The sequence below is a fragment of the Streptomyces sp. DG1A-41 genome (genome assembly GCF_037055355.1).
In the GTDB taxonomy this organism is placed as follows: Bacteria; Actinomycetota; Actinomycetes; order Streptomycetales; family Streptomycetaceae; genus Streptomyces.
The window spans coordinates 6,006,942-6,031,880 of record NZ_CP146350.1 but is presented as its reverse complement, the minus strand read 5'-3'; the positions used below and the strand labels follow the sequence as shown (position 1 = coordinate 6,031,880).

The window sequence follows — 24,939 nt, the reverse complement described above, 5'->3', positions numbered from 1 at the left end:
CACTGCCTGCCCCCCGTCACGGCCCGCGCCACTCGCTCACCCCTCTAAACGACCGGTCCCATCTGCGGGTTCCCGGGCCCAACGGATACAGTCACGCCCAGGCATTTCACGGGGACAGGAGAGGGTCATTACCGGCAACCGGCAGACGAGCTGGGCGTTCGCCGACGCCTATGTCGCCGAGGACGACGCGCTGCGCTGGGCCCGCGACCGGGCCCGCGAGGCGGGTCTGCGCTCGGTGTCGCCCGGCACGGGCGCCGCGCTGCGGTTGCTGGCCGCCTCCGTCGACGCCAAGGCCGTCGCGGAGATCGGGACCGGCTGCGGTGTCTCCGGGATCCACCTCCTGCACGGTATGCGTCCCGACGGTGTCCTGACCACCGTGGATCCGGAGCCGGAGCACCAGCAGTTCGCCCGCCAGGCCTTCCGCGCCTCCGGCTTCGCCAGCAACCGGGCCCGCTTCATCCCGGGCCGCGCCCTGGACGTGCTGCCCCGCCTCGCGGACGCCGGCTACGACCTGGTCTTCTGCGACGGCGATCGCCTGGAGGTCATGGACTACCTCGCTGAATCGTTGCGGCTGCTGCGCCCCGGCGGGCTCGTCGCGTTCGAGGGCGCCTTCGCGAACGGCCGGACGGTGGACTCCGGTCCGCAGCCCACCGAGGTGCTGCGGCTGCGGGAACTGCTGCGCGCGGTGCGCGAGAGCCAGGAACTGGTGCCGTCGCTGCTGCCGGTGGGCGACGGACTGCTGTGCGCGGTGAAAAGGTAAGGGGGCCGCACGTTAGCCGAGCGAAAGCGCGGGCAGGCGAAAGTCATCGGTGAGAAAACAGCCGCCCCGGCACCTCATGTGATGCCGGGGCAGCTGAAAGGGTACGGTCGCTCGCGCGTCAGCCGACGACCTTCTTGAGGGCATCGCCCAGGGCGTCGGCCTCGTCCGGGGTCAGCTCGACGACGAGCCGACCGCCGCCTTCGAGCGGAACGCGCATGACGATGCCCCGCCCCTCCTTGGTCACCTCGAGCGGGCCATCACCCGTCCGCGGCTTCATGGCCGCCATGCTCGTTCCCCTTCCTGAAACCCAGCTCATCGTCAAGGCCGACGGACCCCTGAAGAAGGGCACAGTGCGGTCCTTGAGGCAGGACACGCGACACCGGCATCGAACACATTGCTTCCACGCCATTATCCCGCATCTCAGGACCCGATGACCAACATCAGTCGGCATCGCTTGGGCAACGCACGCGAGCAAAACCACTCAATTCGGCGATGTGACTGCGATACTGCGCCCTCGCACACACTTCCGCCGAACGGATCCGGACGAGAATTCTTTGACGCAGGTCACACCTCCGGTCCGATCGCCCGTCGACGATCTCCGTCATGCTGTGCTCAGACCCGGGACGTACCGGCCGGTAGGTCCCCGAGCAGCGACACGGAGGGGATACGCCATGGCCGACACGGTGCTCTACGAGGTGAGCGACGGACTCGCGACGATCACGCTGAACCGCCCGGAGGCGATGAACGCGCTGAACGTGGCGGCCAAGGTCGCCCTGCGGGAGGCGGTCCGGTCCGCGGCGGACGACACCGCCGTACGGGCGGTGCTGCTGACCGCCGCCGGTGACCGGGCGTTCTGCGTCGGCCAGGACCTCAAGGAGCACATCGGGCTGCTGGTCGAGGACCGGGAGACCGGTTCGCGGCAGACCATGAGCACGGTGCGGGAGCACTACAACCCGATCGTGCGGACGCTGGCCGGGGCCGCGAAGCCGGTCGTCGCCGCCGTGAACGGGGTGGCGGCCGGGGCGGGCTTCGGCTTCGCGCTCGCCGCGGACTACCGGATCGTGGCGGACACGGCCGCGTTCAACACCTCGTTCGCCGGGGTGGCGCTGACCGCCGACTCGGGGATCTCCTGGACGCTGCCGCGGGTGATCGGCCCCGGGCGGGCTGCTGACCTGCTGCTCTTCCCGAGGAGCATCAGCGCGCAGGAAGCGTACGAGCTCGGCATCGCCAACCGGCTGGTGCCGCCCGGCGAGCTGCGCGCGGAGGCCGAGAAGGTGGCGCGGGCGCTGGCCGAGGGTCCGACGGTGGCGTACGCGGCGCTGAAGGAGTCGATGGCCTACGGGCTGACGCACTCCCTGGAGGAGACCCTGGAGAAGGAGGACGAGCTCCAGACCCGGGCGGGCTCCTCCGAGGACCACGCGATCGCCGTGCAGGCCTTCGTCAACAAGGAGAAGCCCCGGTATCTGGGCCGCTGACCTGCTGCGACGGGGTCATGCGCGACGCGCGAAGCAGGCCTGGAGGTGGTCGTCGACCAGTCCGCAGGCCTGCATCAGCGCATACGCCGTCGTCGGGCCGACGAAGCGCAGGCCCCGCTTCTTCAGCGCCTTGGACAGGGCCGTCGACTCGGGTGTGACGGCAGGGACGTCGGAGAGCGCCTTCGGGACCGGGCGGGTGCCCGGCTCGGGGGCGTGCGACCAGATCAGCTCGTCCAGTTCGCCCGGGGCCCACCCGGCCAGCACGCGCGCGTTGGCGAGCGTGGCGTCGATCTTGGCGCGGTTGCGGATGATGCCGGCGTCGGCCAGAAGGCGCTCACGGTCCTCGTCGGTGAAGGCGGCCACGGAGGCGATCTTGAAGTCGGCGAAGGCGGCGCGGAAGCCGGGGCGGCGGCGCAGGATCGTGATCCAGGACAGGCCGGACTGGAAGGCCTCCAGGCTGAGACGCTCGAAGAGCGCGTCGTCGCCGTGGACCGGACGGCCCCACTCCTCGTCGTGATACGTCACGTACTCCGGGGCGGACAGGGCCCAGGGACAGCGCAGCGCGCCGTCCGGGCCGGCGAGGGCGGCGCCGTCGCTCATGGCCGGTCCTCCTGGCGCGGGCCGGGCTTGTCCATGGACACGTGGTTCTCCGCGGAGGTGTGGTTCTCCCCGGACACCGGGCCGTGGCCGGCGGCCGTTCGGGCTCCCGCCAGGGCCGATTCCAGGTCGGCGATGCGGGCGTCACGCTCGGCGAGCTCGGCGCCCAGGCGGCTGAGGGCGTCGTCCACGTCCGCCATGCGGTAGCCGCGGGCGGCGAGCGGGAAGCGGAGGCCCTCCACGTCGGCGCGGTTGACCGGGCGGTCCGGGGGCAGCGGGTCCCGCAGCCGCTCGGGGGCCGCCTCGGGCAGCGGGCCGTTCTCGCCGCCGCCCACCACGGCGAGGGTCACCGCGGCGACCACGACGGCTAGCGCGACGACCAGGAACAGGAACATAACCATCGCGGAGCCCCCACGGTCGGATCTGTCGGTGTCTTCGGACACGGATGGTGTCAGGCTCCGATCGTGCCATGCGAGTCCGACAGTTAGGGTCGCAGGCGGCGGAAGACGGGGACGTTCCAGGAAAGGTCACAGCGGATGCTCAGGCTGGGCAGGCGGGAATTCGGGCCGCACGAGCCGGTGATCATGGCGATCGTGAACCGGACCCCGGACTCCTTCTACGACCGGGGCGCGACCTTCCGCGACGAGCCGGCCCTCGCGCGCGTGGAGCAGGCGGTGGCCGAGGGAGCCGCGATCATCGACATCGGCGGGGTCAAGGCGGGGCCGGGCGAGGAGGTCACGGCCGAGGAGGAGGCCCGGCGGACGGTCGGCTTCGTGGCGGAGGTGCGGCAGCGGTTCCCGGACGTGGTCATCAGCGTGGACACCTGGCGGGCCGAGGTCGGGGCGGCCGTGTGCGAGGCCGGGGCGGACCTGCTGAACGATGCGTGGGGCGGGGTGGATCCGGGGCTGGCCGAGGTCGCCGCGCGGTACGGGGTGGGGTTGGTGTGTACGCACGCGGGCGGTGCGCAGCCGCGGACTCGGCCGCATCGGGTGGAGTACGACGACGTCATGGCCGACATCCTGGACGTGACGGTCGGGCTGGCCGAGCGGGCGGTGGAACTGGGCGTACGGAGGGAGTCGATCATGATCGACCCCGGGCACGACTTCGGGAAGAACACGCGGCACAGTCTGGAGGCGACCCGGCGGCTGGGGGAGATGGTCGCCACGGGGTGGCCGGTGCTGGTGTCTTTGTCCAACAAGGACTTCGTCGGGGAGACGTTGGATCGGCCCGTGAAGGAGCGGGTGGTGGGGACGTTGGCCACGACTGCGGTGTCCGCGTGGCTGGGGGCGCGGGTGTACCGGGTCCATGAGGTCGCGGAGACGCGGCAGGTGTTGGAGATGGTGGGGGCGATTGCGGGGCATCGCGCTCCTGCCGTTGCCCGGCGCGGGTTGGCCTAGCCGGGGTACCGGGGGGCTCCGCCCCCTGGCCCCCGGACCTATGCCCATCCGCCGCCCGAAGCGGTCGGCCGGGAAGCCCGGCTCGCCTCTACCGGCCCGCTTCCTTCGACACCAGTGCCACCGCCTCGTCCACGTCGTCCGTGACGTGGAACAGGAGGAGGTCCTTCTCCGCGGCCTTGCCCTGGGCGATGACCGTGTGGCGGAGCCAGTCGACCAGGCCGCCCCAGTAGTCGCTGCCGAAGAGGACGATGGGGAAGCGGGTGACCTTCTGGGTCTGGACGAGGGTGAGGGCCTCGAAGAGTTCGTCGAGGGTGCCGAGGCCACCGGGCAGGACGACGAAGCCCTGGGCGTACTTGACGAACATCATCTTCCGGACGAAGAAGTAGCGGAAGTTGAGGCCGATGTCGACGTACGGGTTGAGGCCCTGCTCGAACGGCAGCTCGATGCCGAGGCCGACCGAGATGCCCTTGGCCTCCAAGGCGCCCTTGTTGGCCGCCTCCATCGCGCCCGGGCCGCCGCCCGTGATGACCGCGAAGCCCGCGTCCACCAGGCCCCGGCCCAGCCGGACGCCCGCGTCGTACTCGAGTGAGTCCACCGGTGTCCGGGCCGAGCCGAACACGCTGATGGCGGGCGGGAGCTCGGCGAGCGTGCCGAAGCCCTCGATGAACTCCGACTGGATGCGCAGCACGCGCCAGGGGTCGGTGTGGACCCAGTCGGAGGGTCCGCCCGCGTCCAGCAGCCGCTGGTCGGTCGTGCTCGCCTGTACCTGCCCCCGCCGCCGGAGGACCGGGCCCAGGCGCTGTTCCTCCGGCGGCTGCTTCTTCCCCTCGGGGTTGCCGGTCGCCATGTGCGCTCCCTCCGTCGTGCCTGTCGTTCCGCCTCAGCGTAGATCTACGCGGGTTACGAACGAGGGACGTGAGCATGTCCGCGATGGAGCGCCGTAAACACAACGGCGTCCCGGCCGGTCAGGCCGTCAGCCAGGTCCGCAGGCGCTCCTCGCCCGCGAGGATCTTCGCGATCTCCACGCGCTCGTCCCGCTTGTGCGCCAAGTGGGGGTTGCCCGGGCCGTAGTTGACCGCGGGGACACCCAGGGCCGAGAAGCGGGAGACGTCCGTCCAGCCGTACTTCGGCATCGGGGTGCCTCCCACCGCCTCGATGAAGGCCTTCGCCGCCGGGTGGGACAGGCCCGGCATCGCGGCCGAGCTGTGGTCGACCACCTCGAACTCGTCCACGCCGCAGTCCGCGAAGACCTCGCGGACATGGGCCACGGCCTCCTCGGGCGTGCGGTCGGGCGCGTAGCGGAAGTTGACGGTGACGACGCACTCGTCGGGGATCACGTTGCCGGCGACTCCCCCGGTGACGCCCACCGCGTTCAGGCCCTCACGGTACTCCAGGCCGTCGATCACCGGCCAGCGCGGCTGGTAGGAGGCCAGCCGGGTGAGGATCGGGGCGGCCGCGTGGATCGCGTTGGAGCCCATCCACCCGCGTGCCGAGTGGGCCCGCTCGCCCTTGGTCTTCAGCAGCACTCGCAGCGTGCCCTGGCAGCCGCCCTCGACCTGGCCGTCCGACGGTTCCAGGAGGACCGCGAAATCGCCCTGGAGCCACTCGGGGTGCGCCTCGGAGACGTGCTTGAGGCCGTTCAGCTCCGCGGCGACCTCCTCGTTGTCGTAGAAGACGAAGGTCAGGTCGCGGTTGGGGGCCGGGACGGTGGCCGCGATGCGCAGCTGCACCGCGACGCCCGACTTCATGTCGCACGTGCCGCAGCCCCACAGGACGCCGTCCTCGTCGAGCCGGGAGGGGACGTTGTCCGCGATCGGGACGGTGTCGATGTGACCGGCCAGGATGACCCGCTCCGGACGGCCCAGGTCCGTCCGCGCCACGACGTTGTTGCCGAACCGCTCGACCATCAGGTGCGGCAGCGCGCGCAGCGCGGTCTCGATCGCGTCCGCCAGCGGCTTCTCGGTGCCGCTCTCGGAGCGGAAGTCGACGAGCCGGGCGGTGAGCTCCGCGGCGTCCAGCGTGAGGTCAAGGGAGGTGTCGGCCATGCCGTCGACCCTAACGCGCCAGGGCTGTGCACACTGTCCACACCCGGCTCAAGCACTCCGTACTCTCCAGTACCTTGTACGGCGTGCCAGAGCCGTCCTCTTCTCCCAAGCGTCGCGGCCGCGTCTTCCGATGCGGATCCGCGTTCGTGATCCTGCTCGCGCTCGCCGGTTACCTCGTGGTGCAGTACGTCACCGGAGGCACCGGCGGACCGGGCTGCAAAGTCGTCTCCGGCAAGGGCGACGGGGCGTCGTACGAGTTCACACCCGAGCAGGCGGTGAACGCGGCGACGATCGCCGCCGTGGGCGACGGGCGCGGCCTGCCGGAGCGGGCCGTGACCATCGCCCTGGCGACCGCGCTCCAGGAGTCGAGCCTGCGCAACATCAACCATGGCGACCGTGACTCGCTCGGCCTGTTCCAGCAGCGGCCCTCACAGGGCTGGGGCACGCCGAAGGAGATCATGGACCCGGCGTACTCGGCCGGCGAGTTCTACGACCACCTGGTCAAGGTGCCCGGCTACACACGGCTGCCGCTCACGGTCGCCGCGCAGCGGGTGCAGCGCAGCGGCTTCCCGCAGGCCTACGCCAAGCACGAGCCGGACGCCGCGCTGCTCGCCGCGGCCCTCACCGGGCACTCCGCGGCCACCCTGACCTGCGAGGGCCGCCCGGCCGCGACCCGGGCGACGGGCCCGGACGGGGTGCGTGCCGCGCTCGTGCGGGACTTCGGGCGCGATGTGCTGGCGCCGGCCGGTGCGGAGGTGGGCAGCTCGTCGGCGGCCTCTCCGACTCCGTCCCCGAGCGGTACGGGCGGGTCCGGCGGGCGGACCGTGACACTGCCGGTGGCCGCCGACACGGGTTCCGCCGCCGGGCGGAGCGTGGAGCAGCGCGGCTGGCAGCTGGCGCACTGGGCCGTGGCCAACGCCTCCGAGCTGCATATCGCGCGCGTCACGTACGCGGGGCGGGAGTGGGTCGCCGGGAACACCGCCAGCGAGTGGCGGGACGCCGGGACGAAGGGCACCGCGGGGGCGGAGCGGAACGCGGACGCCGTCCGTATCGTGACCATGCGCTAGATCGCGCAGGGGTGCGGGGCTTCACTCCTGGGGGTTACCCGGACGGCGCGGCGGCAACGGGGTGCGCAGGTTTTGCCGTCCTCGACCCGGAAACCGTGAGAACCCTTGGAAACAAAGGGCTGGAAGGATTCGGCGGGCTTTCCGGTGGGAGCCTCTTTGCCCGTTTTTATCCGCAGGCGATAATGCGACGCATTACCAACTCTTTACGTTGCGGCGCCGCAACCTTCGCGGGCTTCGAGCGGTAGTCACTGCGTCCGAGCCGGGGAGATCAACAGCCAGTCGATCAACTCCCGGACCCGGCCGGACACTTCACAACCTCACCGTTCTCTCCCGTCGAAGGAGCACCATGTCCCTCCCCCTGACCCGCCGGATCGCCCGTGCCGCGTTGATCGTCGCTGCGGGAGCGGCTGCCGGGGTCGGTGCGGCCGGCTCCGCCAGCGCGGCCCCCGAGCTGCCGGCCACCCCGAACCTCGGCGGGCTGACCGCCCTGGACGGGGCGAACGCCGGCAACACCGTCGACGGCGCGGCGCAGAACGTCACCAAGTCCGCGGGTGACACCGGCAGCAAGACCGTCAAGAAGGCGGTGCCGGCCGCGGGCAAGACCAGCGGCAAGGCGGTCAAGAAGACCACGCCGGTCGCGCAGAAGGCCGCCGGTGACACGGCGGGCTCGGCCGGGCAGCTCGTCGGTGACGCGGCCGGTTCCGCGCAGGGTGGTCTGCCGACGGACTCTCTGCCGAAGGGCGGGGCGCCGTCGGCCGACTCGCTGCCCGCCAAGGGTCTGCCGGTTGGCTGACGCCGGGTCTTAGCCGCCGACGGGGTCCAGGGAGTTTCCCTGGACCCCGTCGGTTTGTTTCTGTCCGGGTCGGTGCAGCCGGGGTGCCTTGGCCGGTGCTCGGCACTGTGGGCTGTGCCCACCCTCCCCCAAGCTCTCGGCTTCGCTCGAGCAGGGGGACCCCCATCGCCCCAGCGGAACGACTGCCCACAGCCAGGCCTGCCGCAGAAGGTTACAGACGCTCTACCGCCGCCGCGACCCGCTCGTCCGTCGCCGTCAGGGCCACTCGGACGTACTCGGCGCCTGCCGGGCCGTAGAAGTCGCCGGGGGCCACCAGGATGCCTCGTTCGGCCAGGTGGGACACCGTGTCCCAGCAGGATTCGCCCCTGGTGGCCCACAGGTAGAGGCTGGCCTCGCTGTGGTCGATGCGGAAGCCGTGGGCGAGGAGGGCCTCGCGCAGGAGCGTGCGGCGGGCGGCGTAGCGCTCGCGTTGGACGCGGACGTGGTCGTCGTCGCCGAGGGCCGCGATCACCGCTGCCTGGGTCGGTGCCGACGTCATCATGCCGCCGTGCTTGCGGATCTCCAGGAGGGGAGCCAGGACCGCGGGGTCGCCGGCCAGGAACGCCGCCCGGTAGCCGGCCAGGTTCGAGCGCTTGGAGAGGCTGTGGACGGCGACGATGCCCTCGTACGAGCCGCCGTTGACGTCCGGGTGCAGCACCGAGACCGGGTCGGTCTCCCAGCCCAGCTCCAGGTAGCACTCGTCGGAGAAGAGCAGGACGCCGTGCTCGCGGGCCCAGGCGACGATCCGGGTGAGCTCCGCCTTCGGCAGGACCTTGCCCGTCGGGTTGGACGGGGAGTTCAGCCACAGGAGCTTCAGGCCCTCGGGGTCCAGCTCCGTCGGGTCGTCGTAGACCTGGTACTCGGCGCGGGCCAGACGGGCGCCCACCTCGTACGTCGGGTAGGCCAGGCGCGGGTAGGCCACCCGGTCGCCGGGGCCGAGGCCCAGCTGGGTCGGGAGCCAGGCGACGAGCTCCTTGGAGCCGACGATCGGCAGGACGTGGCGGTGGGTGACGTCCCGGGCGCCGAGGCGGCGCTCGACCCAGCCGGTGATCGCGTCGCGCAGCTCGGGCGTGCCCCAGACGGTCGGGTAGCCCGGGGAGTCGGCCGCGGCGACCAGCGCCTTCTGGATCAGCTCGGGGACCGGGTCGACCGGGGTACCGACCGAGAGGTCCACGATGCCGTCCGGATGGGCGGCGGCCGTGGCCTTGTACGGCGTCAGCTTGTCCCAGGGGAAAGTGGGGAGACGGTCGGAGACTGCGGACACGGTTTCTGGCTCACTTTCTGGTGCGTACGAGCCGTCGCGCGGCAAACGCCTCGGCCCCGTACGGCGACCAGGGCGTGGTCGGGCCGTACGGGACCGAGGCGGCACGGATGTGCGGGCCGCTTGCGGTGACTAGGCCTGCGGCGGCAGCGCGGCGATGAAGGGGTGGTCGCGCTCGATCAGCCCCAGCTTGCTGGCACCGCCGGGCGAGCCGAGCTCGTCGAAGAACTCGACGTTCGCCTTGTAGTAGTCCTTCCACTCCTCCGGAGTGTCGTCCTCGTAGAAGATCGCCTCGACCGGGCAGACCGGCTCACAGGCACCACAGTCGACGCATTCGTCCGGGTGGATGTACAAGGACCGGGAGCCCTCGTAGATGCAGTCGACCGGGCACTCCTCGATGCACGCCTTGTCCTTGACGTCGACACAAGGCTGCGCGATGACGTAGGTCACGCTGTCGTTCCTCCTCGATAGGGCGCTGGCGGGCCTCCTCAGGCTCCGCCGCCTGGCGCGCGGGAGCGCGGCGTCGTCGATGCCCGCCCCTAGTATCTCCGTTCCTGGGCATGATCCGTACAGGAGGGGTGAACCGACCTGTGGAAATCTCTGCCGCCGGGCGACTCGAGGTCCGTATCACCGCTTCTGACGTGGGCAAACGGGTCTCCGTGCGGAGCATGATCGAACACGCGGCTTCAGGTGAGAAGTTCACCGACACGGTCGGTGTTCTCACATCATGGGACAAAGGTGTGTTGCTGATCACACGGAAGGATGGCGAGAGCGTCCGCATCGCGGAATCCGCCCTGGTCGCGGGCAAGGTCGTACCCTCCGCGCCGGCGCGTCGCCGCGGCCCGGCCGCCTCCTACGAGGAGCTGGCCCGGGTCGCCGCGCGCGCCTGGCGGCCCGTGGAGAGCGAGCGGCTCGGAGACTGGGAGCTGCGGGCCGCGTCCGGGTTCACGCGGCGGGCGAATTCGGTGCTGCCGCTCGGCGACCCGCGCGTCTCCCTGGGCGAGGCCCTTGACGCCGTTCGGCGGTGGTACGGCGAGCGCGGCCTGCCCGCCTACGTCCAGACCGCGACCGGTGCCGAGGGCACGCAGGAGCTGCTGTGCGCGGAGCTGGAGGAGCGGGGCTGGGTGCGGGAGGTGACCGCCGAGCTGTGGGTCGGGCCGCTGGCGCCGGTCGCCGACCTCGCCGAGCCGTCGGGGGTCGTGCTGTCCCGGGAGGCCGACGAGGCGTGGCTGGCGCGGTACCAGCGCAAGGGCGTGAGCGAGGTCGCGTTGCGGGTGCTGGGGAGCGGGCCATCCGTGTGGTTCGCGACCGTGGCAGGTTCGGCGGAGGAAGCGGCTCCGGCCGCCATCGGACGGTGTGTCGTCGACGGGCGGTGGGCCGGGTTCGCCGCCGTCGAGGTCGATCCGGATCTGCGGCGGCAGGGGCTGGGCACGGCCGTGATGGCGGCGCTGGCCCGGCAGGCCCTCGACGAGGGCGCCTCGGCCGCGTGGCTCCAGGTCGAGGCCGAGAATGAAGGAGCGCGGGCGTTGTACGCCGGGATGGGTTTCGCCGTGCACCACGCCTACCACCACTACCGGGAGCCGGATGACCGCGCCTTCGGCCGGTAACCGATCGTCGTGAGAGGGCACGAGCCAGCTATGCGTTCCCCGTATCCCCCGTCCCCGGAGCGTTCCGCCGAGCTGCGGCGGCGGTTCGCCGAAGAGGCCCGTTCCGAGCGGCCCGATCTGTCGACGCTGTGCCTGCTGGTGGGCGCGGAGGCGGACGGAGGGCTGGACGAGGCGGGCATGGACGCCGCGCAGGTCGAGCTGGACCGGCTGGCAGGGCTGCTGCCGTACCGGCCCGGGGGTCCGCCGGCATGGGCGGCCGCCTCGCGGGAGCTGCTCGGGGACCGGCTGGGGTTTCACGGCACCCCGGCCGACTACCAGCGCCTGGAGTCCTCCCTGCTGCACGAGGTGCTGGTGCGGCGCCGTGGGCTGCCGATCCTGCTGTCCGTGGTGTGGATGGAGGTGGCTCGGCGGGCCGGGGCGCCGGTGTACGGGGTGGCCCTGCCGGGGCATTTCGTGGTCGGGTTCGGGTCTGACGAGGGGCAGGTGCTCGCCGATCCGTTCGACGGGGGGCGGGTGCTGACGGGGGCGGACGCCGAGCTGCTGGTCGCCGGGGCGACGGGAACGCGGCTCGATCCGTCGATGTTGCGGCCGGCCGATCCGCTGGATGTGGTGTTGCGGATCCTGAACAACGTACGGGCGTGGGCGGCGGCTCGGCCGGAGCGGTCGGATGTGGCGTTGTGGGCGGTCGAGTTGTCGTTGCTGTTGCCTTCGCATCCGGCTCGGTTGCGGTACGAGCGGGCGCAGCTGCTGGTGGGGCGAGGGGATTTTCTGGGTGGGGCCCTGGAGCTGGAGGCCTACGCGGAAGTGGTGCGGGCGGTGGATGAGGGGGCTGCCGAGCGGATGCGGGGGAGGCTCACGCGGCCCGGGCGATGCTCAACTGACGCCTGCTCGCCATCGGGGCCTCGCTCACGACCAGCCCTTTCCCGTGCTGCTCGGACCGCCTCCGCGCGGTTTCTCACCGCCGGCTTCTGGATGGCTGTGCCGAGGAAGTCGGCAGTGCGCTTGAATCGGCGCACGTAGCATCCCCGACTCCATGGGTGAACTTGGTTCGACCCATGGAGTCGGAGTGACCTTAGGCGGTCCCACGAGAGCAGGAGGGATCAGTTTCGGTCATTCGAAAGCAGCTGGATTCCCGTCAGACGGGTTGAGGGGGCGCCCCGGCCACGAACCGGGGCGCCCCCTCAACCTGCTCGCGGCTAACTGGGGTTGGTGTCGATCACACCGACGCGGTCCGCCGCCGTCTTGCCGAGCAGGGCCGGTCGCATGGCGCCGATGACGTCGTCGGGCGTCACGGGAGTCTTCTTGCCGTTGCCCCGCGTGATCAGCACGTCGTCGTAGGCGCCGCCGTACAGCTCCTTCAGCGCGGCCTTGTCGTAGTACTCGACCAGCTTGTTGTCGACGGCCTTGACGCGGAGGAACCTCCACAGGGAGTTCTGGGGGCTGAACTTGACCTCCACCCCACCCGCCTCGACCGTGACAATGCCCGACATCGCCGGCTTGGCGAACTTGTTCATCATCCGGTCGACCTCGGCGTTGGAGATCTTCGGCTGCTGGGTGGCCGTCGGGATGGCCACCGAGGTGGCCGAGCCGGTCTCCACCTGGGTGCGGTACGCCTTCTCGATCGACGCGGTCGCTTTGGCGACGTCGATGCCCTTGCCGGGCTTGCCGTAGACCGGGAGGGCCTTACCCGGCTCGAATTTGATCGTGCCCTCGGTGACCGAGCCGGAGCCGCCGGCCGCGCTCTCCAGGGAGGCGTGCAGCTTCTCCTCGTCGACGGGCATGACGGGCGTGACGACCCGGTGGTTGCCGAAGAGCGAGCCGATCACGGAGACCGGGTTGTAGTCGCTCTTCGCCGCCGCGTCGGCCGTGGCGTCCATGTCGAACTGGAGTCCCGCCTTGTCCGGGTCGAGGGACACGGTCCTGCCGTCCACCGACAGCTTCAGCGGCTTGCCCACGCGGGCGTCGAAGGCGTCGTCGAGCTTCTTGACCGCGCCGTCACGGGTCGTGCCGCCGATGTCGACGCCGAGCACGGTGGTGCCCTTGGGCACGTCGGTGCGGTTCATCAGCAGGCCGGCGCCGTAGACGCCGCCGGCGGCGACCACCACGGCTGCGGCGAGCAGCACGAGCTTGTTGCGCCCCTTCTTCTTCGGCGCCTTCGAGGAGCCCGCCGGGGGCTGGGAGACCGGCTCGGGCAGCTTCGGGGCCGTGTGCGGCACCGGGCCGTCACCGGGCGCGCCCGGGCCGTACGACGAGGCCGCGCCGGGCGGTACGACGGGGATGCCGCTGGTGACGGTGTGCCCGGAGACGTTGTCGTGCCGGGGGCCGTAGCCCTGGCCGTCCGGCTCGGGGCCGGCTTCTGCGGGGTGAGGATGGCGGTGTCGTCGCTCATCCCGCCCCCGGGGCCGTGGCCTGCGGCGCCGTGGCCGGTGGGAGCGGCAGCGCCGGGGGCGCCGCCGAGGGGGCCGGGGCCACCGGGACCCGCGGGGGCGCCGGGGCCGACAGGGCCTCCGGCGTTGCCCGTACCGGCAGGTCCGCCAGGACCCCCGGGGCTGGCCGTACCGGCAGGTCCGCCGGGTCCGCCCGTGCCGGCGGGGCCGCCTATGGCTCCGGGACCGGCGGGTGCGCCGAGGCCGCCCGGTCGGCCGGGGTCGTTGAAGGCACCGGGGCCGCCGGGGGGGCCGGGCTCGTCGAAGGCACCGGGGCCACCGGGCCTGCCCGGCTCGCTGAAGCTGCCGAAACCACCGGAGCGGCCGGGCTGGTCGAAGCCGCCGGGAGCGCCAGGGCCACCCGGCTCGTTGAAGGCGCGGGGGCCGCCGGAGCGACCAGACTCGTTGAACGCGCCGGGGCCACCAGGGCCACCCGGCTCATCGAAAGCGCCATGTCCGCCGGGCCCGCCCGGCTCGTTGAAGCCGCCCGGGCCGCCCGCCGGTGGGATCATCGGACCGTCCCCGGTCACCGGACCGGCGGTCGGGCAGGCCGGGCCCTGTGTGCCGGTGCCGCCGGGCCCGCCCGCGTCGCCGAAGCCGTCGGATGCGCCCTGACCGTTCTGTCCGCCGTAGCCGCCCTGGCCGCCGAGGCGGTCGTTCTCCGAGAAGTACGGCAGGTCGTCGCGGCGCGTTTCGCCACCGTCACTGCCCGGGGCGGGACGCGAACCGTTGCCGAGCGGGCCCGCCGCCAGTGCCTCGGTGACGTCGAAGGAACCCGTGCCGCCACCGTGCCCGGGCGCGACGGGGCCGCCGGTCGCGCCACCGGGGAGCCCCGCACCGTTCGTGCCGCCGGACCGGGAGCCGCCCGGCCTGCTCATGGAACCGACCACGCCTCCGGGCCGCCCGGCACCGGTACCACCGGCACCCGGACCACCCGCACCGGAACCACCCGCCACCGGACCCGAACCGCCCGGCAGACCGGCCCCGTTGGTGGAGCCGCTTCCCTGACCGGCCTTGCCCGAGCCGGACTTGCGGGGCGCGAACCAGTCGCTGGTCGGCTTGTCCTCGGCGGACTGGGCTGACTGGGCTGACTGGGCAGGAGGCTCGACCGTGCCGGTGCCCCTGGGCGTGACGGCGCCCGGAGCCGTGGCGTCGTTGCCCGCACCGGCGCCGGTACCGGTCACGGCGTCGCCCGAGCCCTCCGCATCCGCGACGGGCTTGCGCACCACCACCGGCGGAATGGGCCGTGACCCGGGGATGTTGATCCGGATCCGGGTCGTCAGCGTGGTCTCGGTCTTGCGTTCCTCCGGCCGCGTGGCCGAACGGCCCGCTTCCGTACCGCCGTCGGAGACCGTCGGGGTCCCGTACGGCGGCGTACCCGACGGGTAGGCGGCTCCGCCGCGCCCGTTGGGCCCGGAGGACGGAGTGTCAGTTTCACGACTCAAGGCAGGTTCTCCCGGTTGGCTCCGCCGCCCGACACAACCTCACGCGGGCGGCTCGGCGGCGCGCACCACCATACTGGCCACTTCTCACCCGTATCCCAGGACCGCTGGGGAAACTCACACCGGACCCCCACGGGCGCGTCCTGGCGAAGTGGTACGTCACTTGCCAAGTCGGACGGGGTCACCGTCCGGTTGCCGCCCCGGGGCGAGGGTGGCGCAGATCACAGCTACGCCGATGCCCCCGAGCAGGAAGAGATAGGAGCCGCCTCCCGCCGCGAAGAGGAAGTCGCCCTCCGGGCGGCTGGCGGTGAGCAGGACGACGGCGAGCATCCAGCCGGCGGCGGCCGCGACACCCCCGGACCGCCCGCGGGTGACGCGCGCGGCACCGAGGACGAGCCCGGCCTCACCGGCGAGGGCGAGCAGCAGCCCGCCCGGGAACCACCCGGGCTGCACCAGCGCCCCGGCCGCGCCGACCACGGCCCCGAGCAGGAAGAACCCCGCACAGGCGGCGATCCGTCCGGCGGAGGGCGGCCGCATCGGCTGGGCGAGCATCGGACTCCGGTCGCTCATGAGACCTCCTCGACACCGGCGAACAGGTCCGTCTCCCGCTCGCCGGAGCCCCGCTCGCCCCGCACCAGCTCGTAGTACTCGGTCGTGAGGATCGGCTGGGCGAGTTCGTTGGACAGCGCGAAGTACGGCCCGGCCACGGTGATCTGGGTGGCGTGGGCGCGCATTGCGGCGGCCTTGGCGGCGGCGTACGCCGTGCCGTCGACCGCGGCGGTGATCCGCTCGTCGGCCACGACGCCCGGCACGTCGTCGACGTCGGCCGCCTTGGTGAAGGGGAGGCCGGGCAGCTCCTCCCGGAGCCGGGCGAAGGACTGCTCCACAACGGACCGGGGGGCCCGGTTCCAGTAGATCTTCGGGATCGGCCTGGCCTTCGGCGGACAGCTCGGCGGCCCGCATGGCGACGCGGTGGGCCTGGATGTGGTCGGGGTGGCCGTAGCCGCCGTTGTCGTCGTAGGTGACGAGGACCTGGGGGCGTACCTCGCGGATCACCTCGACGAGGTGCGCGGCGGCCTCGTCGACGTCGGCCTGCCAGAAGCAGGCGGGGTCGTCGTTGTCGGGCAGGCCCATCATTCCGGAGTCGCTGTAGTGTCCGGCGCCGCCGAGCAGGCGGACGTCCCGGACGCCGAGCTCGGCCATGGCGGCGGTGAGCTCCTGGCGGCGGTGCCGGCCCAGGGCGGGGCCGGTCAGGTGCGCGAGCTCGGGCGGGATGACCTCGCCGCGTTCGCCGAGGGTGCAGGTGACGAGGGTGACGTGGGCACCCTCGGCCGCGTACCTGGCCATGGTCGCGCCGTTGTTGATCGACTCGTCGTCCGGGTGCGCGTGCACCAGCAGCAGACGCCGGTCGGGCAGTTCCGTCATGGAACCACCCTACGAGGCACCGGACCGCTGTTCGTCGCGCCCCGGCCCGTCAACCCTCGCCGTCGAGCACGTAAGCAATGGCCAGAGCGATCCGCTCAATCCAGTCGATGGCGTCCGTCACCTCGGCCTCGTCGATCGGACGGCGCTGCTTGAGATCGCCGTCGATCAAGTCGGCGTCGTGCGCGATCTTGTTGCGGCGCTGGGTGATCTCCAGGTATCGGCTGCGGAGCTTCTTCTCGTCGAATGTGGTCCGCCCCTGGAAGAAGTGCTGGTTGATGCATCCCGCCGCCTCGTACCAGACTTTCTTCTCCGTCACGAGCTTGAGCACTTCGGAGATCTTCCCGGGGTGCTGGAGTGCCTGTACGGCGAGCTTCTCGCGCAGGTGCTCCGCGACGGCCTCGGAGAGCGTGACGTCACCCCGCCGTACCGCCTCGACCCGGTGCAGCGGCAGTTCGTACCTCCGCAGCTGGGGTGGCATCTCCGGGCTGTCCTTGGCCGTCAGTTCGGCCACCCTGCGCAGCACCTCCTCGTGCAGCCAGTGGTCGATGGCGGCGACGGCCTGTACCCAGGCCGCCCGGTAGAAGTCGTCGATGTCGATCGTGGGCGACCGGAAGGGCGTGAGCATCCGGCCTGCCTCGACCATGCGCCGGGCGTACGACAGGTTCGTCATGAACGCCTCGAACTGACGCGTCTGCGGTCTGGAAACAGCCATGCACAACCCCACGATCACTCTTCGCCACGATCTTCACCAGCACGATCGCGGAGTCGCCGGGGGGCGGGTCAAGACAGGACGTGTGACACGGGCGAAGGTGACCGAAACTGTCCCTTCCGTTTCCGGATCACGCCCCTCGCGACTCGTCCTCATCCACCCCGTCGTCCTGGTAGCGCGGCAAGCCGCTCGTAGGGATGGTCCACTCACCGATGGTGACGTCCTCGCCGTAGACGAAGTTCTTGCGCACCGCGTAGCGGGGGCCCTCCGGCGTGGAATGGATGTCGGTGAAGACGGCACCGCTGCCGGTACGGGGATCGAAAATCACGTAGATCGGGATGCCGATCAGCGGGTAGTCCCGCATCTTGCCCACCCAGTCGTTCTCCGGGTTGGACCGGGAGACGATCTCGATGGCGGCGACGACCGTACGGGGGTCGACGGAGCCTTCGACGTCGAGGTCTGCCCAGGCGATCACCATCACATCCGGGTGCCGCATGATGCCCTCGGGCACGTCTTCCACGTCGGGCGTGCCGTTGTGGGCCAGCAGCTCGTCCGGCATGACCCTCTCCAGACGGCGGCTGACGTGTGCGGCCGTGACCTCGTGCGGGCCTCCCGGCGACATCATGTCGTGCACGATCCCTTCCTTGGTGACTTCGAACTTCCCGGGAAGGGTGTCGTCCATTGACTGCACGACATCCCTCATGGCCCGGTACAGATGGGAGCCGTCCCGCCGCGCGTTGCCGGGTGCGATGGTCATGGCGCTCGCTCCTCGTCGTCTGTGCCCAGGGGCAAGGATCGTCACGTTCATGCTAGGCGGCCTCCCGGGGGTCGGAGCGGCAGTCGCGGCAGCGGCCGGGGCGGGGAGCGCGGAATCCGCGGTCGCAGCCGTCGCAGTTCTGCATCGGGTGTCGTGCCGGTGGCGGCGTCGCGACGGCCGGCGCCCGGAACGGAGCCGGGGGCGGGAGCTGGGCGACGAGGCGGTGGGCCAGGAGGGCGGCGGGGCGGCGCACGCCCTCGGGCGGCAGGTCGGTGCTCAGGGCGCGGCGTACGGCTGCGGGGGCGACGTCCCGCTCCAGCCAGGCGGCAACGCCGGGGGCCAGGTGGGCGGTGTCGCAGGTGGACAGGAGCAGTCGGGGGTCGTGGCGGTGGAGGTCCGCGAGGAGGTCGGTGGCGGCTTGAAACAGCGCGGGGGCTGGGTACGCGGGGCTCGGTACGGCGGGGAGTGGCTTGCGGGGCGTCCGTTTCTCACGCGCCGCCCGCGTGGGGTGCGCCCTGGTTTCCTCACATGCCTCACGCTGCTGCGGTGCCGCTGCGGCTCGGGCCTCGGGGTGGCCGTGAGTCTCGGGGCGGTGGCGGGCCGCCGCCGGCTGATTGCACGAGATCGTGCGGGTCACGATGCGGCCGGTGGAAGTGCGGACGCGTTCGCGGCGCAGGTAGCCGTGAGCCTCCAGTTCGCGCAGGGCGGCGGCGATCCGGGTGGCTCCCTCGGGGAACCGGGCGGCGAGTGTCTTGATGTCGGCCGGGGCGCCCTTCGGCAGCGACTGGAGGTGCGTGCCGAGCCCGATGGCAAGAAGTGAGAGCTCCTTGTGCTGAGCCAGGTGGTTGCCGATCACCGTGAAGCGGGTGGTGTGGCGGGTGTTGTCGTGCTGGAGCCCGCCGGTGCGGTGGGCCCCGCCAGGCCGCCGATTCGAGTGCTTGTTGCCCGCAACGCGGGCCTGGGCGTGCGGGGGCACGCTAGGGTTCTGGGTACCCATCGGGAAGCTGTTACCTTCCTCGGTGGTCAGGCCCTCGCACTGGGATTGCCGTCCCGGCGGGGGCCGTCGCATGTCTGTGGTTGTGTTGCGCCGAGCGTAGAGCCAGCAAGGGGCTGGGAATCCAGTCGAGTTGCCGATGTTCACTCGCGCGGGTGAGCGGCCGTCGCGGGCGGGAGGGGTGGGGTTTGGTGAGGTACTTTCACCGCCGTGGTTCTTGGGAAAAGAGAGTGCCCCTTTCGCCGAAGCACGAGCTTTCGGGTTCCGGCGGCACACCGGCTTCGCCGCTCGGAGAGGATGTCTGCCATGCCGAAGACCACACAACTGCGTACGTACACGGTCCGGGACGGCCTGCTCGACGAGTGGGTGCAGCGGTGGCGGGAGGAAATCGTCCCGCTGCGACTGGAGTTGGGGTTCACGATCGGAGGAGCGTGGGTGGACCGTGAGCTCAATCAGTTCCTCTGGCTGATCTCCTACGAGGGCTCGGAGACCTTCGCCGAGCGCAACGCGCTGTACTGGTCGTCGCCCGAGCGCGAAGCGATGGACCTGAACCCGGACGACTACCTCGTCCGCACCGAAGAACGCGCGGTCGAGCTGGCCTACTGATCACTACGTCACATAGGGTCGAGCGGCAGCAGGTGCTGCCGCCGTTCCTCGTGGGTGAGGGTACGGAAAACCCTCCCCCGGGCAGCGGCCTCCAGCCGGTCGTAGTCGGGCTCCGCCTTCCATACCCGCGCCGTCCCATCGGCTGATGCCGTGAGCAGCCGCGTGCCGTCCGGGGACCAGGCCACGGAGAGCACCTTGTCCTGGTGCACACCTACGACGGCGACCTCTTCAAGGGTCGTGGCGGACCAGACCCGTACAGTTCGGTCGTCGGCGCCCGTGGCGATGTGCAGGCCGTCGGGTGACCAGGCGACGGCGCGAAGCCGTCCTTCGTGCCCCTTGAGTACCTCGATGCGTCGCCCGGTGGCCACGTCCCACACAGCAGCGGTCCAGTCTCCGGAAGCGGTGGCGATCCTTGTCTCGTCCGGAGACCAGGCCGCGTCCTCCACGTAGTTGTCGTGGCCGCGCAGCACCGTGAACTGCCGCCCCTCCCTGATGTCCCACAGTCGACACGTACGGTCGTCGGAGCAGCTGGCGAGCAGACGACCGCTCGGCGACCAAGCCACGCGTCCCACCCAGTCCTGATGTTCCGTGAGTTTCAGCAGCTCGGTCCCGTCCGGCGCGGACAGGACGCGCACGGCACCGTCGTGGCCACCGGTGGCGATCCGGCCGCCGTTCGGAGACCATGCGCACCCTTCGATGACCTCGCCGTTTCGCTCGAACAGCGTGCTGCCGCGCCCGTCGACTATCCAAAACAGTCCGTCGTTCGTACTGAACGCGAGCCGTTCCCCCTGTGGAGCCCAGGCGACAGACCAGACCCGGTCCTCGCGCTCGATCACCGGTCCGGCCGGAGCGCCGGTCACCGCGTCCCACACCCGTACGGTGCCGTCGTCCGAGGCCGTGGCGAAACGGTCGCCATCGCTGGACCACGCGGCACGGTTCACCGGGCCTCGGTGTCCATCGGCCAGTACGACCTCGGCACCACGCGGGCGCAGGTCCCAGACCATGCCAGTGCCGTCGGTGGAGCTGGTGGCGAGCATGGTCCCGCAGGGCGACCATGTGACGCCCCACACGGTGTCCGCGTGGCCCCGCAGCACGGCCAGGACCTTGGCGTCCTCGGTGTCGACGATGCGCACGGTGCGGTCCGAGGAGGCGCTGGCCAGCATCCGACCGTCTGGCGACCAGGCCAGGTTCCACACGTAGTCGGTGTGTCCTCGCAGCAACAGGCGCAGGTCGCCGGTCCTGGCATTCCAGAGGCGGGCGGTGTGGTCCCCGGAGCCGGTGGCGATGTGCCGTCCGTCGGGTGACCAGGTGATGCCCTCGACGAAGTCCGAGTGCCCGGTGAGTGTGGTGGCCGCCGTCCCGGTCGTCAGGTCCCACACGATCGCGGTCTGATCGTGGGAGGCGGAGGCGAGGCGATCGCCACCCGGCGCCCAGGCCACACCCCACACGTCATCGCTGTGCCCGTGCAGTTCGTACACGACCCGACCGCTATCGGCCTCCCAGACCCGGACGATCCGGTCCTTGGAGCTCGCCGCGACGTGCCGGCCATCCGGCGACCAGGCGACCTGTCTGCTGAGGTCCCCAGCTCCGGTGAGCAGCCGGACCGGATCTCCCGAGGCGGCATCCCAGATCCGTACGACTCGGTCACGGCCGGCGGTTGCCACTCTCGTCGAGTCCGGCGACCAGGCAACGGACTCGACCATGACGCCGTCGCACGGCAGCACCAGCCGGGTGCGTCCGGACGGTGCGTCGTGAACGCGGGCTGTGCCGTCCCTGGACGCCGTGGCCAGCATGCGCCCGTCGGGGGACCAGGCGATGTGCCGGACTGTGTCGGTGTGTCCGTCGAGCCGGGCACGGACGTGACTTGCCGCCAGCGCCGCCATCAGCCCGCGTCTGGCCGAGGGCGTGGGTGTGCATTCGCCGAGCGCGGCGAGCGACAGCAGCAGGGAACGCTCCGGTTCGTCCTCCGCGCTCAGGAGAACCTGCCGACCGATGCTGTCGGAGACGCGGCTGAGGAAGGTCAGGTCGCGGCATTGCGAGGACTCGACGAGTGCGCGGGCGGGTGGGGACGCCTGCCCGGATTCCTCCAGTGCTTCCAGCCAGCGCCGGGCCGCGCTGAGGCGTTCCCCGGTGAGCAGGTAGTCGTCGCTGCGTCCGGCCCGCTCCCAGTCGGCCGCCCACCGTTCCAGTTCAGCGCGCTCGCGGAGTCGTTCGGCACGCGCCTCGACCTCCTGCCGTAACGGGGCCCACTGGCGGAACAGGGCCTCGTGCGTCACCTGTGCGTAGGGCTCACTGGTGGTTGTGGAGCCGCCGTGCGTGATGTCGGTGCGCAGCAGCCGCGCCTCTACGAAGGCATCGACGACATGGCGGTCCTGTCCGTCGAGTTCGGACAGCGGTACATGGCGGCGAGCCACCTCCTGCCCCTCGACAGTGACGAACCGGAGCAGAACCCGGAGGACGGCGTCGACGCCCACGCCTGCACCGAGCCCGGTCACGGTGTTGTCTGCCTGCCGCGCCAGCGCGCCAGGCACTCCGCCGAGCCGCCGGTACAGCTCCTCGGTCACCGTCCCGCCAGGGCCGGAGGCGAGGTACAGCTCTTGGAGGAGATAGGCGAGCAGCGGAAGTGCGTCGTCCGTCCCGGTCTCGCTCACGATGGAGTCGACGACTCCGGCCTCGAAGCCGAGCCCGACGAGGGCCCCCGGTCGCTCCACGACTTCGACAAGTTGCGCTCTGCCCAATGTGCCGATGACGACGGGGTGCTGGAAGAGCTCCGCCTGTCCGGTGCCGAGAAGTCTGCCGAGCAGATCCACCCTGAGGGTGGCCAGCACGCGCACCGCCGGATCCTGTTCCACACAGGTCCGCAACGCTTCGAGGAACTGGACGCGTTCCCGCTCCCCCGCCAGGGTGACGACCTCTTCGAACTGGTCGACCACGAGGAGCACCCGTCGGAACCGGCCGCCACGCAGCCGCGACAGCTCGGCTCGCAGCGCGTCCGGCCCTTGACGCAGCCTGCGCAGTACGGCACTCGCCGGTTCCGGCCCGTCGGCGACGGCCGCCAACGCACCCGCGAGGGCGCCCAGCGGGCTGGGTCCGGGAGCGAAGGCCGGTACGACGGTCCAGCGGCGCTCCCGAAGCCGAGGCATCACCCCTGCCCTGACCAGCGAGGACTTTCCGCTTCCGGACGCCCCGACCAGCAACAGGAACCGATCAGCGGGGTGGGTCGCGGTGGCGTGCAGCCTGCGCGTCAGTTCGGCCGCCTGTGCCTCCCTGCCGAAATAGACGGGCGCCTCGTCCTCGTCGAAGGCGTCGAGGCCCGGGTACGGAACCCGGTCACGCGGCCACTCGACCCGAGGCGGTGCGGGGTTCTCCAGCCGGTAGACAACGACCTGCCCGATCACAAGTGCCACGATCAGCACTCCGATGGCCGGAACGGAGAACCGCTGAATCGCCGCCATCGCCCAAGGGACATCATCGGTACTGGTCGCGTAGTTGGTAGCGATCCCGAGCAAGCAGGCGACCAGCGCCAGCATGATCTGAAGCGCGACCTGCATACGGTTCCTCATCGGCCACCGCTCACGACCGCGCCGCCACCCGCCAGCACCCGCTCAGCCTCCGCTCCCACCGACCTCTAAACGCCGGCACCGTGTCATTCGTCCCGGACCCCCGTGGATCGGTGAGGCAGGGCGCTCGTGACCATCTTCTGGGGCATCTCAGATGCGTTCAACGGTGCGCATGCGTTTCGGCCATGCGGAGTCACGGCTCTTCCGCCCCGGCGGGGGTCGGTGAGGGTGTGAGCTGCGGGCGGCAGGGGCGGGGTAGGTGAGCTTCTTCTCACCGTCGTGGCACGGGGCACGGGCAGGCGGGTTCCGGTGGCGGACCGACTTCGCACTCGGCCCACACCGTCTTACGCGGGTACGGCCCAGGGGCCGTGCCCCAGCGGTCTGCGAGCGCGTCGACGAGGACGAGGCCTCGGCCGGCCTCGGCATGCGGGGTGGAGTGTTGCAACCGCGGGAGGCGGTCACCCCGAGTGTCGGTGACCTCAATGCGCAAGGTGTCGCCGACGACGTAGAGGGTGAGCCGGAAGTCCCGTCCAGTGACACGGCTGTGCGCGGCGGCGTTGGCGGCGAGCTCGGCCACGATGTGCGCCGCCGGGTCCAAGGGGAGGCTCCAGGAGCGGAGCTGCTCGGTGGCGAGCAGTCGGGCGAGGCGGGCTCCGCGGCGCGTGGGTGACAACTGAACGCTGAAATTGCGGATCGGTGTGCCGAGTTGAATTTCGGGGGTGGCGGTTTCTTGATTCACGTCACTCAGCGTGGCGGAGTGCACTTACCGTGAACAGTGACGACGCCGTTGCGTACGGTGACTGCCCGCGGCTTGTCCGGTGGTGTCCGGGCCTGTCGGAACGGGCTGGAAGGGTACGAGGCGGGTCAGTAAGGCCGTACGACGGAGGGGCACAGCATGTCGGTGGACGGTGAGGTAAGGCGGCTCAAGACCGAGGCGGACGAACCGGGTTGGGAGGTGGATCCGGATGACGAATGGGGGCTGGCGGTCATCGCGACCGTTGGGCGGCAGCTGAAGCTGCGGCGGGAGGCCGTGGGGATGCGGGCTGCCGAGTTCGGGGAGGCGGTGGGGTACGGCGAGGACATGGTGTACAAGATCGAGGCCGGGAAGCGGATCCCACAGCCCGAGTATCTGGACATGGCCGACGAGGTGTTGGGCGCTGGTGGGCTGCTCTCGGCGATGAAGGAGGACGTGAAGAAGGTTCGGTACCCGAAGAAGGTGCGGGACTTGGCCGACCTGGAGGCAAAGGCGGTCGAGCTGCTCTCGTACGGCAGCCACGCCCTGCACGGCCTTCTTCAGACAAGGGAGTTCGCGCGGGCACTGCTGATGACGCGCCGCCCCACGCCCCCGGACGAGCAGTTGGAGAAGGCGTTGGCCGCGCGCATGGCCAGAAAGGCGATCTATGAGCGCTCACCGGGCCCCGAGCTCAGCTTCGTCCTGGAAGAGACGACACTGCGGCGCCCGATCGGGGGCAAGATGGTGCAGCGCAAGCAGCTTGAACACCTCCTGGAAGTCGGCCAGTTGCGGAACGTCGAAATTCAGGTGATGCCGATGGACCGCTGGGACCACCCTGGTTCAGGAGGACGGATCCAGGTGTTGAAGTTCGGTGACGGGACGGCGTTTGGACGTATGGACGACGAGTTCAACGGCCGCCCCGTCCACGACCCGAGGCAGGTGCGAATCCTCGAACTGCGCTATGGCATCATCCGGGCCGAGGCTCTGACCGCACGGGAGTCAAAGGCTTTCATCGAGCAACTGCTGGGAGAGACATGATCCGCAAGGCCTCCGCCGACGACGTTTCCGAACTCGTGTGGTTCAAGAGCAGCTACAGCGACACCAGCAACCCGAACGACTGTGTCGAGGTCGCCAACACCCCGACCACCATCCACGTCCGGGACTCCAAGCACACTGTCGGCCCCCGCCTCCAGCTCTCACCCGTGGCATGGGCCGACTTCGTGACGTACGCGTCCAAGGGCTGAAC

General features: G+C 71.0%; 22 protein-coding genes and 3 pseudogenes. 10 read left to right on the top strand and 15 right to left on the bottom strand.

The genetic code is table 11. From position 1 onward, the window contains the following. Positions 1-103: 103 nt before the first annotated feature. Positions 104-760, top strand: coding sequence for an O-methyltransferase (locus V8690_RS28220; protein ID WP_338785486.1), 657 nt, complete (start codon positions 104-106; stop codon positions 758-760). Between the two features lie 118 nt (positions 761-878). On the opposite strand, the gene V8690_RS28215 is transcribed toward V8690_RS28220, so the two are convergent. Beyond that, a complete protein-coding gene (locus V8690_RS28215) occupies positions 879-1,046 on the bottom strand; it encodes a DUF3117 domain-containing protein (RefSeq protein WP_003966491.1) in 168 nt (55 codons plus the stop codon). A 385-nt stretch (positions 1,047-1,431) separates the two neighbouring features. On the opposite strand from V8690_RS28215, the gene V8690_RS28210 reads away from it, so the two are divergent. Beyond that, the gene (locus V8690_RS28210; protein WP_338782878.1) at positions 1,432-2,235 is read left to right on the top strand and encodes an enoyl-CoA hydratase-related protein; all 804 of its coding nucleotides are present in this window, start codon (positions 1,432-1,434) and stop codon (positions 2,233-2,235) included. A gap of 15 nt (positions 2,236-2,250) precedes the next feature. Here V8690_RS28210 and V8690_RS28205 read toward each other — a convergent pair whose 3' ends face one another. After that, positions 2,251-2,835 carry a DNA-3-methyladenine glycosylase I gene (locus V8690_RS28205; protein ID WP_338782877.1) on the bottom strand — a complete coding sequence of 195 codons (585 nt, stop codon included), beginning with the start codon at positions 2,833-2,835 and terminating at the stop codon, positions 2,251-2,253. Continuing rightward, positions 2,832-3,227 carry a DivIVA domain-containing protein gene (locus V8690_RS28200; RefSeq protein WP_338785485.1) on the bottom strand — a complete coding sequence of 132 codons (396 nt, stop codon included), beginning with the start codon at positions 3,225-3,227 and terminating at the stop codon, positions 2,832-2,834. Before V8690_RS28200 ends, V8690_RS28205 begins: the two co-directional genes overlap by 4 nt. A gap of 141 nt (positions 3,228-3,368) precedes the next feature. Between V8690_RS28200 and folP the strand changes: the two genes are divergently transcribed. Then, on the top strand, positions 3,369-4,229 hold the full coding sequence (folP, locus tag V8690_RS28195; RefSeq protein WP_338782876.1) for a dihydropteroate synthase: 861 nt from the start codon (positions 3,369-3,371) through the stop codon (positions 4,227-4,229). A gap of 88 nt (positions 4,230-4,317) precedes the next feature. On the opposite strand, the gene V8690_RS28190 is transcribed toward folP, so the two are convergent. Both V8690_RS28190 and dapE read right to left on the bottom strand, forming a co-directional pair. Further along, on the bottom strand, positions 4,318-5,076 hold the full coding sequence (locus V8690_RS28190; protein WP_338782875.1) for a TIGR00730 family Rossman fold protein: 759 nt from the start codon (positions 5,074-5,076) through the stop codon (positions 4,318-4,320). 118 nt (positions 5,077-5,194) lie between these two features. Then, on the bottom strand, positions 5,195-6,274 hold the full coding sequence (gene dapE, locus V8690_RS28185; RefSeq protein WP_338782874.1) for a succinyl-diaminopimelate desuccinylase: 1,080 nt from the start codon (positions 6,272-6,274) through the stop codon (positions 5,195-5,197). Between the two features lie 83 nt (positions 6,275-6,357). On the opposite strand from dapE, the gene V8690_RS28180 reads away from it, so the two are divergent. Together V8690_RS28180 and V8690_RS28175 are read left to right on the top strand one after the other, a co-directional pair. Then, complete coding sequence (locus V8690_RS28180; RefSeq protein ID WP_338782873.1) at positions 6,358-7,341, top strand: heavy metal transporter; 984 nt, start codon at positions 6,358-6,360, stop codon at positions 7,339-7,341. Positions 7,342-7,687: 346 nt separating this feature from the next. After that, a complete protein-coding gene (locus tag V8690_RS28175) occupies positions 7,688-8,134 on the top strand; it encodes an ATP-binding protein (protein WP_338782872.1) in 447 nt (148 codons plus the stop codon). 211 nt (positions 8,135-8,345) lie between these two features. On the opposite strand, the gene V8690_RS28170 is transcribed toward V8690_RS28175, so the two are convergent. Both V8690_RS28170 and fdxA read right to left on the bottom strand, forming a co-directional pair. Then, a complete protein-coding gene (locus V8690_RS28170) occupies positions 8,346-9,437 on the bottom strand; it encodes a bifunctional succinyldiaminopimelate transaminase/glutamate-prephenate aminotransferase (protein WP_338782871.1) in 1,092 nt (363 codons plus the stop codon). A 129-nt stretch (positions 9,438-9,566) separates the two neighbouring features. Further along, positions 9,567-9,884 carry a ferredoxin gene (fdxA, locus tag V8690_RS28165; RefSeq protein ID WP_010047804.1) on the bottom strand — a complete coding sequence of 106 codons (318 nt, stop codon included), beginning with the start codon at positions 9,882-9,884 and terminating at the stop codon, positions 9,567-9,569. Between the two features lie 140 nt (positions 9,885-10,024). On the opposite strand from fdxA, the gene V8690_RS28160 reads away from it, so the two are divergent. Both V8690_RS28160 and V8690_RS28155 read left to right on the top strand, forming a co-directional pair. Beyond that, on the top strand, positions 10,025-11,041 hold the full coding sequence (locus V8690_RS28160) for a GNAT family N-acetyltransferase (RefSeq protein WP_338782870.1): 1,017 nt from the start codon (positions 10,025-10,027) through the stop codon (positions 11,039-11,041). Positions 11,042-11,071: 30 nt separating this feature from the next. After that, positions 11,072-11,922 (top strand): annotated as a pseudogene (locus V8690_RS28155) (transglutaminase-like domain-containing protein). Positions 11,923-12,237: 315 nt separating this feature from the next. Here the strand turns inward: V8690_RS28155 and V8690_RS28150 are convergent. The 6 genes and pseudogenes from V8690_RS28150 to V8690_RS28125 all read right to left on the bottom strand — a co-directional run bounded on the left by V8690_RS28150 (position 12,238) and on the right by V8690_RS28125 (position 18,797). Next, positions 12,238-14,912 (bottom strand): annotated as a pseudogene (locus V8690_RS28150) (hypothetical protein). Positions 14,913-15,068: 156 nt separating this feature from the next. After that, on the bottom strand, positions 15,069-15,479 hold the full coding sequence (locus tag V8690_RS28145; RefSeq protein WP_338782869.1) for a DUF6113 family protein: 411 nt from the start codon (positions 15,477-15,479) through the stop codon (positions 15,069-15,071). Then, positions 15,476-16,334 (bottom strand): annotated as a pseudogene (mshB, locus tag V8690_RS28140) (N-acetyl-1-D-myo-inositol-2-amino-2-deoxy-alpha-D-glucopyranoside deacetylase). Before mshB ends, V8690_RS28145 begins: the two are co-directional and overlap by 4 nt. 49 nt (positions 16,335-16,383) lie before the next feature. Beyond that, positions 16,384-17,046: a hypothetical protein gene (locus V8690_RS28135; protein WP_338782868.1), complete on the bottom strand. Its 663-nt coding sequence runs from the start codon at positions 17,044-17,046 to the stop codon at positions 16,384-16,386. A 127-nt stretch (positions 17,047-17,173) separates the two neighbouring features. After that, positions 17,174-17,800, bottom strand: coding sequence for a Uma2 family endonuclease (locus V8690_RS28130; protein ID WP_338782867.1), 627 nt, complete (start codon positions 17,798-17,800; stop codon positions 17,174-17,176). Between the two features lie 52 nt (positions 17,801-17,852). Next, on the bottom strand, positions 17,853-18,797 hold the full coding sequence (locus V8690_RS28125) for a helix-turn-helix domain-containing protein (protein WP_338782866.1): 945 nt from the start codon (positions 18,795-18,797) through the stop codon (positions 17,853-17,855). A 303-nt stretch (positions 18,798-19,100) separates the two neighbouring features. Between V8690_RS28125 and V8690_RS28120 the strand changes: the two genes are divergently transcribed. After that, entirely contained in the window at positions 19,101-19,400 is a 300-nt protein-coding gene (locus tag V8690_RS28120; protein WP_338782865.1) for an NIPSNAP family protein, read from the top strand. A gap of 8 nt (positions 19,401-19,408) precedes the next feature. Here the strand turns inward: V8690_RS28120 and V8690_RS28115 are convergent, their stop codons facing one another. Continuing rightward, positions 19,409-22,951, bottom strand: a complete 3,543-nt coding sequence (locus tag V8690_RS28115) for a WD40 repeat domain-containing protein (protein WP_338782864.1) — start codon at positions 22,949-22,951, stop codon at positions 19,409-19,411. A gap of 280 nt (positions 22,952-23,231) precedes the next feature. Then, a complete protein-coding gene (locus V8690_RS28110; RefSeq protein WP_338782863.1) occupies positions 23,232-23,699 on the bottom strand; it encodes an ATP-binding protein in 468 nt (155 codons plus the stop codon). Positions 23,700-23,855: 156 nt separating this feature from the next. On the opposite strand from V8690_RS28110, the gene V8690_RS28105 reads away from it, so the two are divergent. Both V8690_RS28105 and V8690_RS28100 read left to right on the top strand, forming a co-directional pair. Continuing rightward, a complete protein-coding gene (locus V8690_RS28105; protein WP_338782862.1) occupies positions 23,856-24,731 on the top strand; it encodes a helix-turn-helix transcriptional regulator in 876 nt (291 codons plus the stop codon). Continuing rightward, a complete protein-coding gene (locus tag V8690_RS28100) occupies positions 24,728-24,937 on the top strand; it encodes a DUF397 domain-containing protein (protein ID WP_338782861.1) in 210 nt (69 codons plus the stop codon). The genes V8690_RS28105 and V8690_RS28100 overlap by 4 nt, the downstream gene beginning before the upstream one ends. The last annotated feature ends 2 nt before the right edge of the window (positions 24,938-24,939 follow it).

What these genes read in the sequence shown, in the direction of transcription:
- V8690_RS28145 (WP_338782869.1), bottom strand. Translation starts at nt 15,479, where the DNA reads ATGAGCGACCGGAGTCCGATGCTCGCCCAGCCGATGCGGCCGCCCTCC.
- V8690_RS28115 (WP_338782864.1), bottom strand. Translation starts at nt 22,951, where the DNA reads ATGCAGGTCGCGCTTCAGATCATGCTGGCGCTGGTCGCCTGCTTGCTC.
- V8690_RS28215 (WP_003966491.1), bottom strand. Translation starts at nt 1,046, where the DNA reads ATGGCGGCCATGAAGCCGCGGACGGGTGATGGCCCGCTCGAGGTGACC.
- folP (WP_338782876.1), top strand. Translation starts at nt 3,369, where the DNA reads ATGCTCAGGCTGGGCAGGCGGGAATTCGGGCCGCACGAGCCGGTGATC.
- V8690_RS28125 (WP_338782866.1), bottom strand. Translation starts at nt 18,797, where the DNA reads ATGGGTACCCAGAACCCTAGCGTGCCCCCGCACGCCCAGGCCCGCGTT.
- V8690_RS28190 (WP_338782875.1), bottom strand. Translation starts at nt 5,076, where the DNA reads ATGGCGACCGGCAACCCCGAGGGGAAGAAGCAGCCGCCGGAGGAACAG.
- V8690_RS28200 (WP_338785485.1), bottom strand. Translation starts at nt 3,227, where the DNA reads ATGTTCCTGTTCCTGGTCGTCGCGCTAGCCGTCGTGGTCGCCGCGGTG.
- V8690_RS28210 (WP_338782878.1), top strand. Translation starts at nt 1,432, where the DNA reads ATGGCCGACACGGTGCTCTACGAGGTGAGCGACGGACTCGCGACGATC.
- V8690_RS28205 (WP_338782877.1), bottom strand. Translation starts at nt 2,835, where the DNA reads ATGAGCGACGGCGCCGCCCTCGCCGGCCCGGACGGCGCGCTGCGCTGT.
- V8690_RS28135 (WP_338782868.1), bottom strand. Translation starts at nt 17,046, where the DNA reads ATGGCTGTTTCCAGACCGCAGACGCGTCAGTTCGAGGCGTTCATGACG.
- V8690_RS28130 (WP_338782867.1), bottom strand. Translation starts at nt 17,800, where the DNA reads ATGACCATCGCACCCGGCAACGCGCGGCGGGACGGCTCCCATCTGTAC.
- dapE (WP_338782874.1), bottom strand. Translation starts at nt 6,274, where the DNA reads ATGGCCGACACCTCCCTTGACCTCACGCTGGACGCCGCGGAGCTCACC.
- V8690_RS28105 (WP_338782862.1), top strand. Translation starts at nt 23,856, where the DNA reads ATGTCGGTGGACGGTGAGGTAAGGCGGCTCAAGACCGAGGCGGACGAA.
- V8690_RS28175 (WP_338782872.1), top strand. Translation starts at nt 7,688, where the DNA reads ATGTCCCTCCCCCTGACCCGCCGGATCGCCCGTGCCGCGTTGATCGTC.
- V8690_RS28120 (WP_338782865.1), top strand. Translation starts at nt 19,101, where the DNA reads ATGCCGAAGACCACACAACTGCGTACGTACACGGTCCGGGACGGCCTG.
- V8690_RS28100 (WP_338782861.1), top strand. Translation starts at nt 24,728, where the DNA reads ATGATCCGCAAGGCCTCCGCCGACGACGTTTCCGAACTCGTGTGGTTC.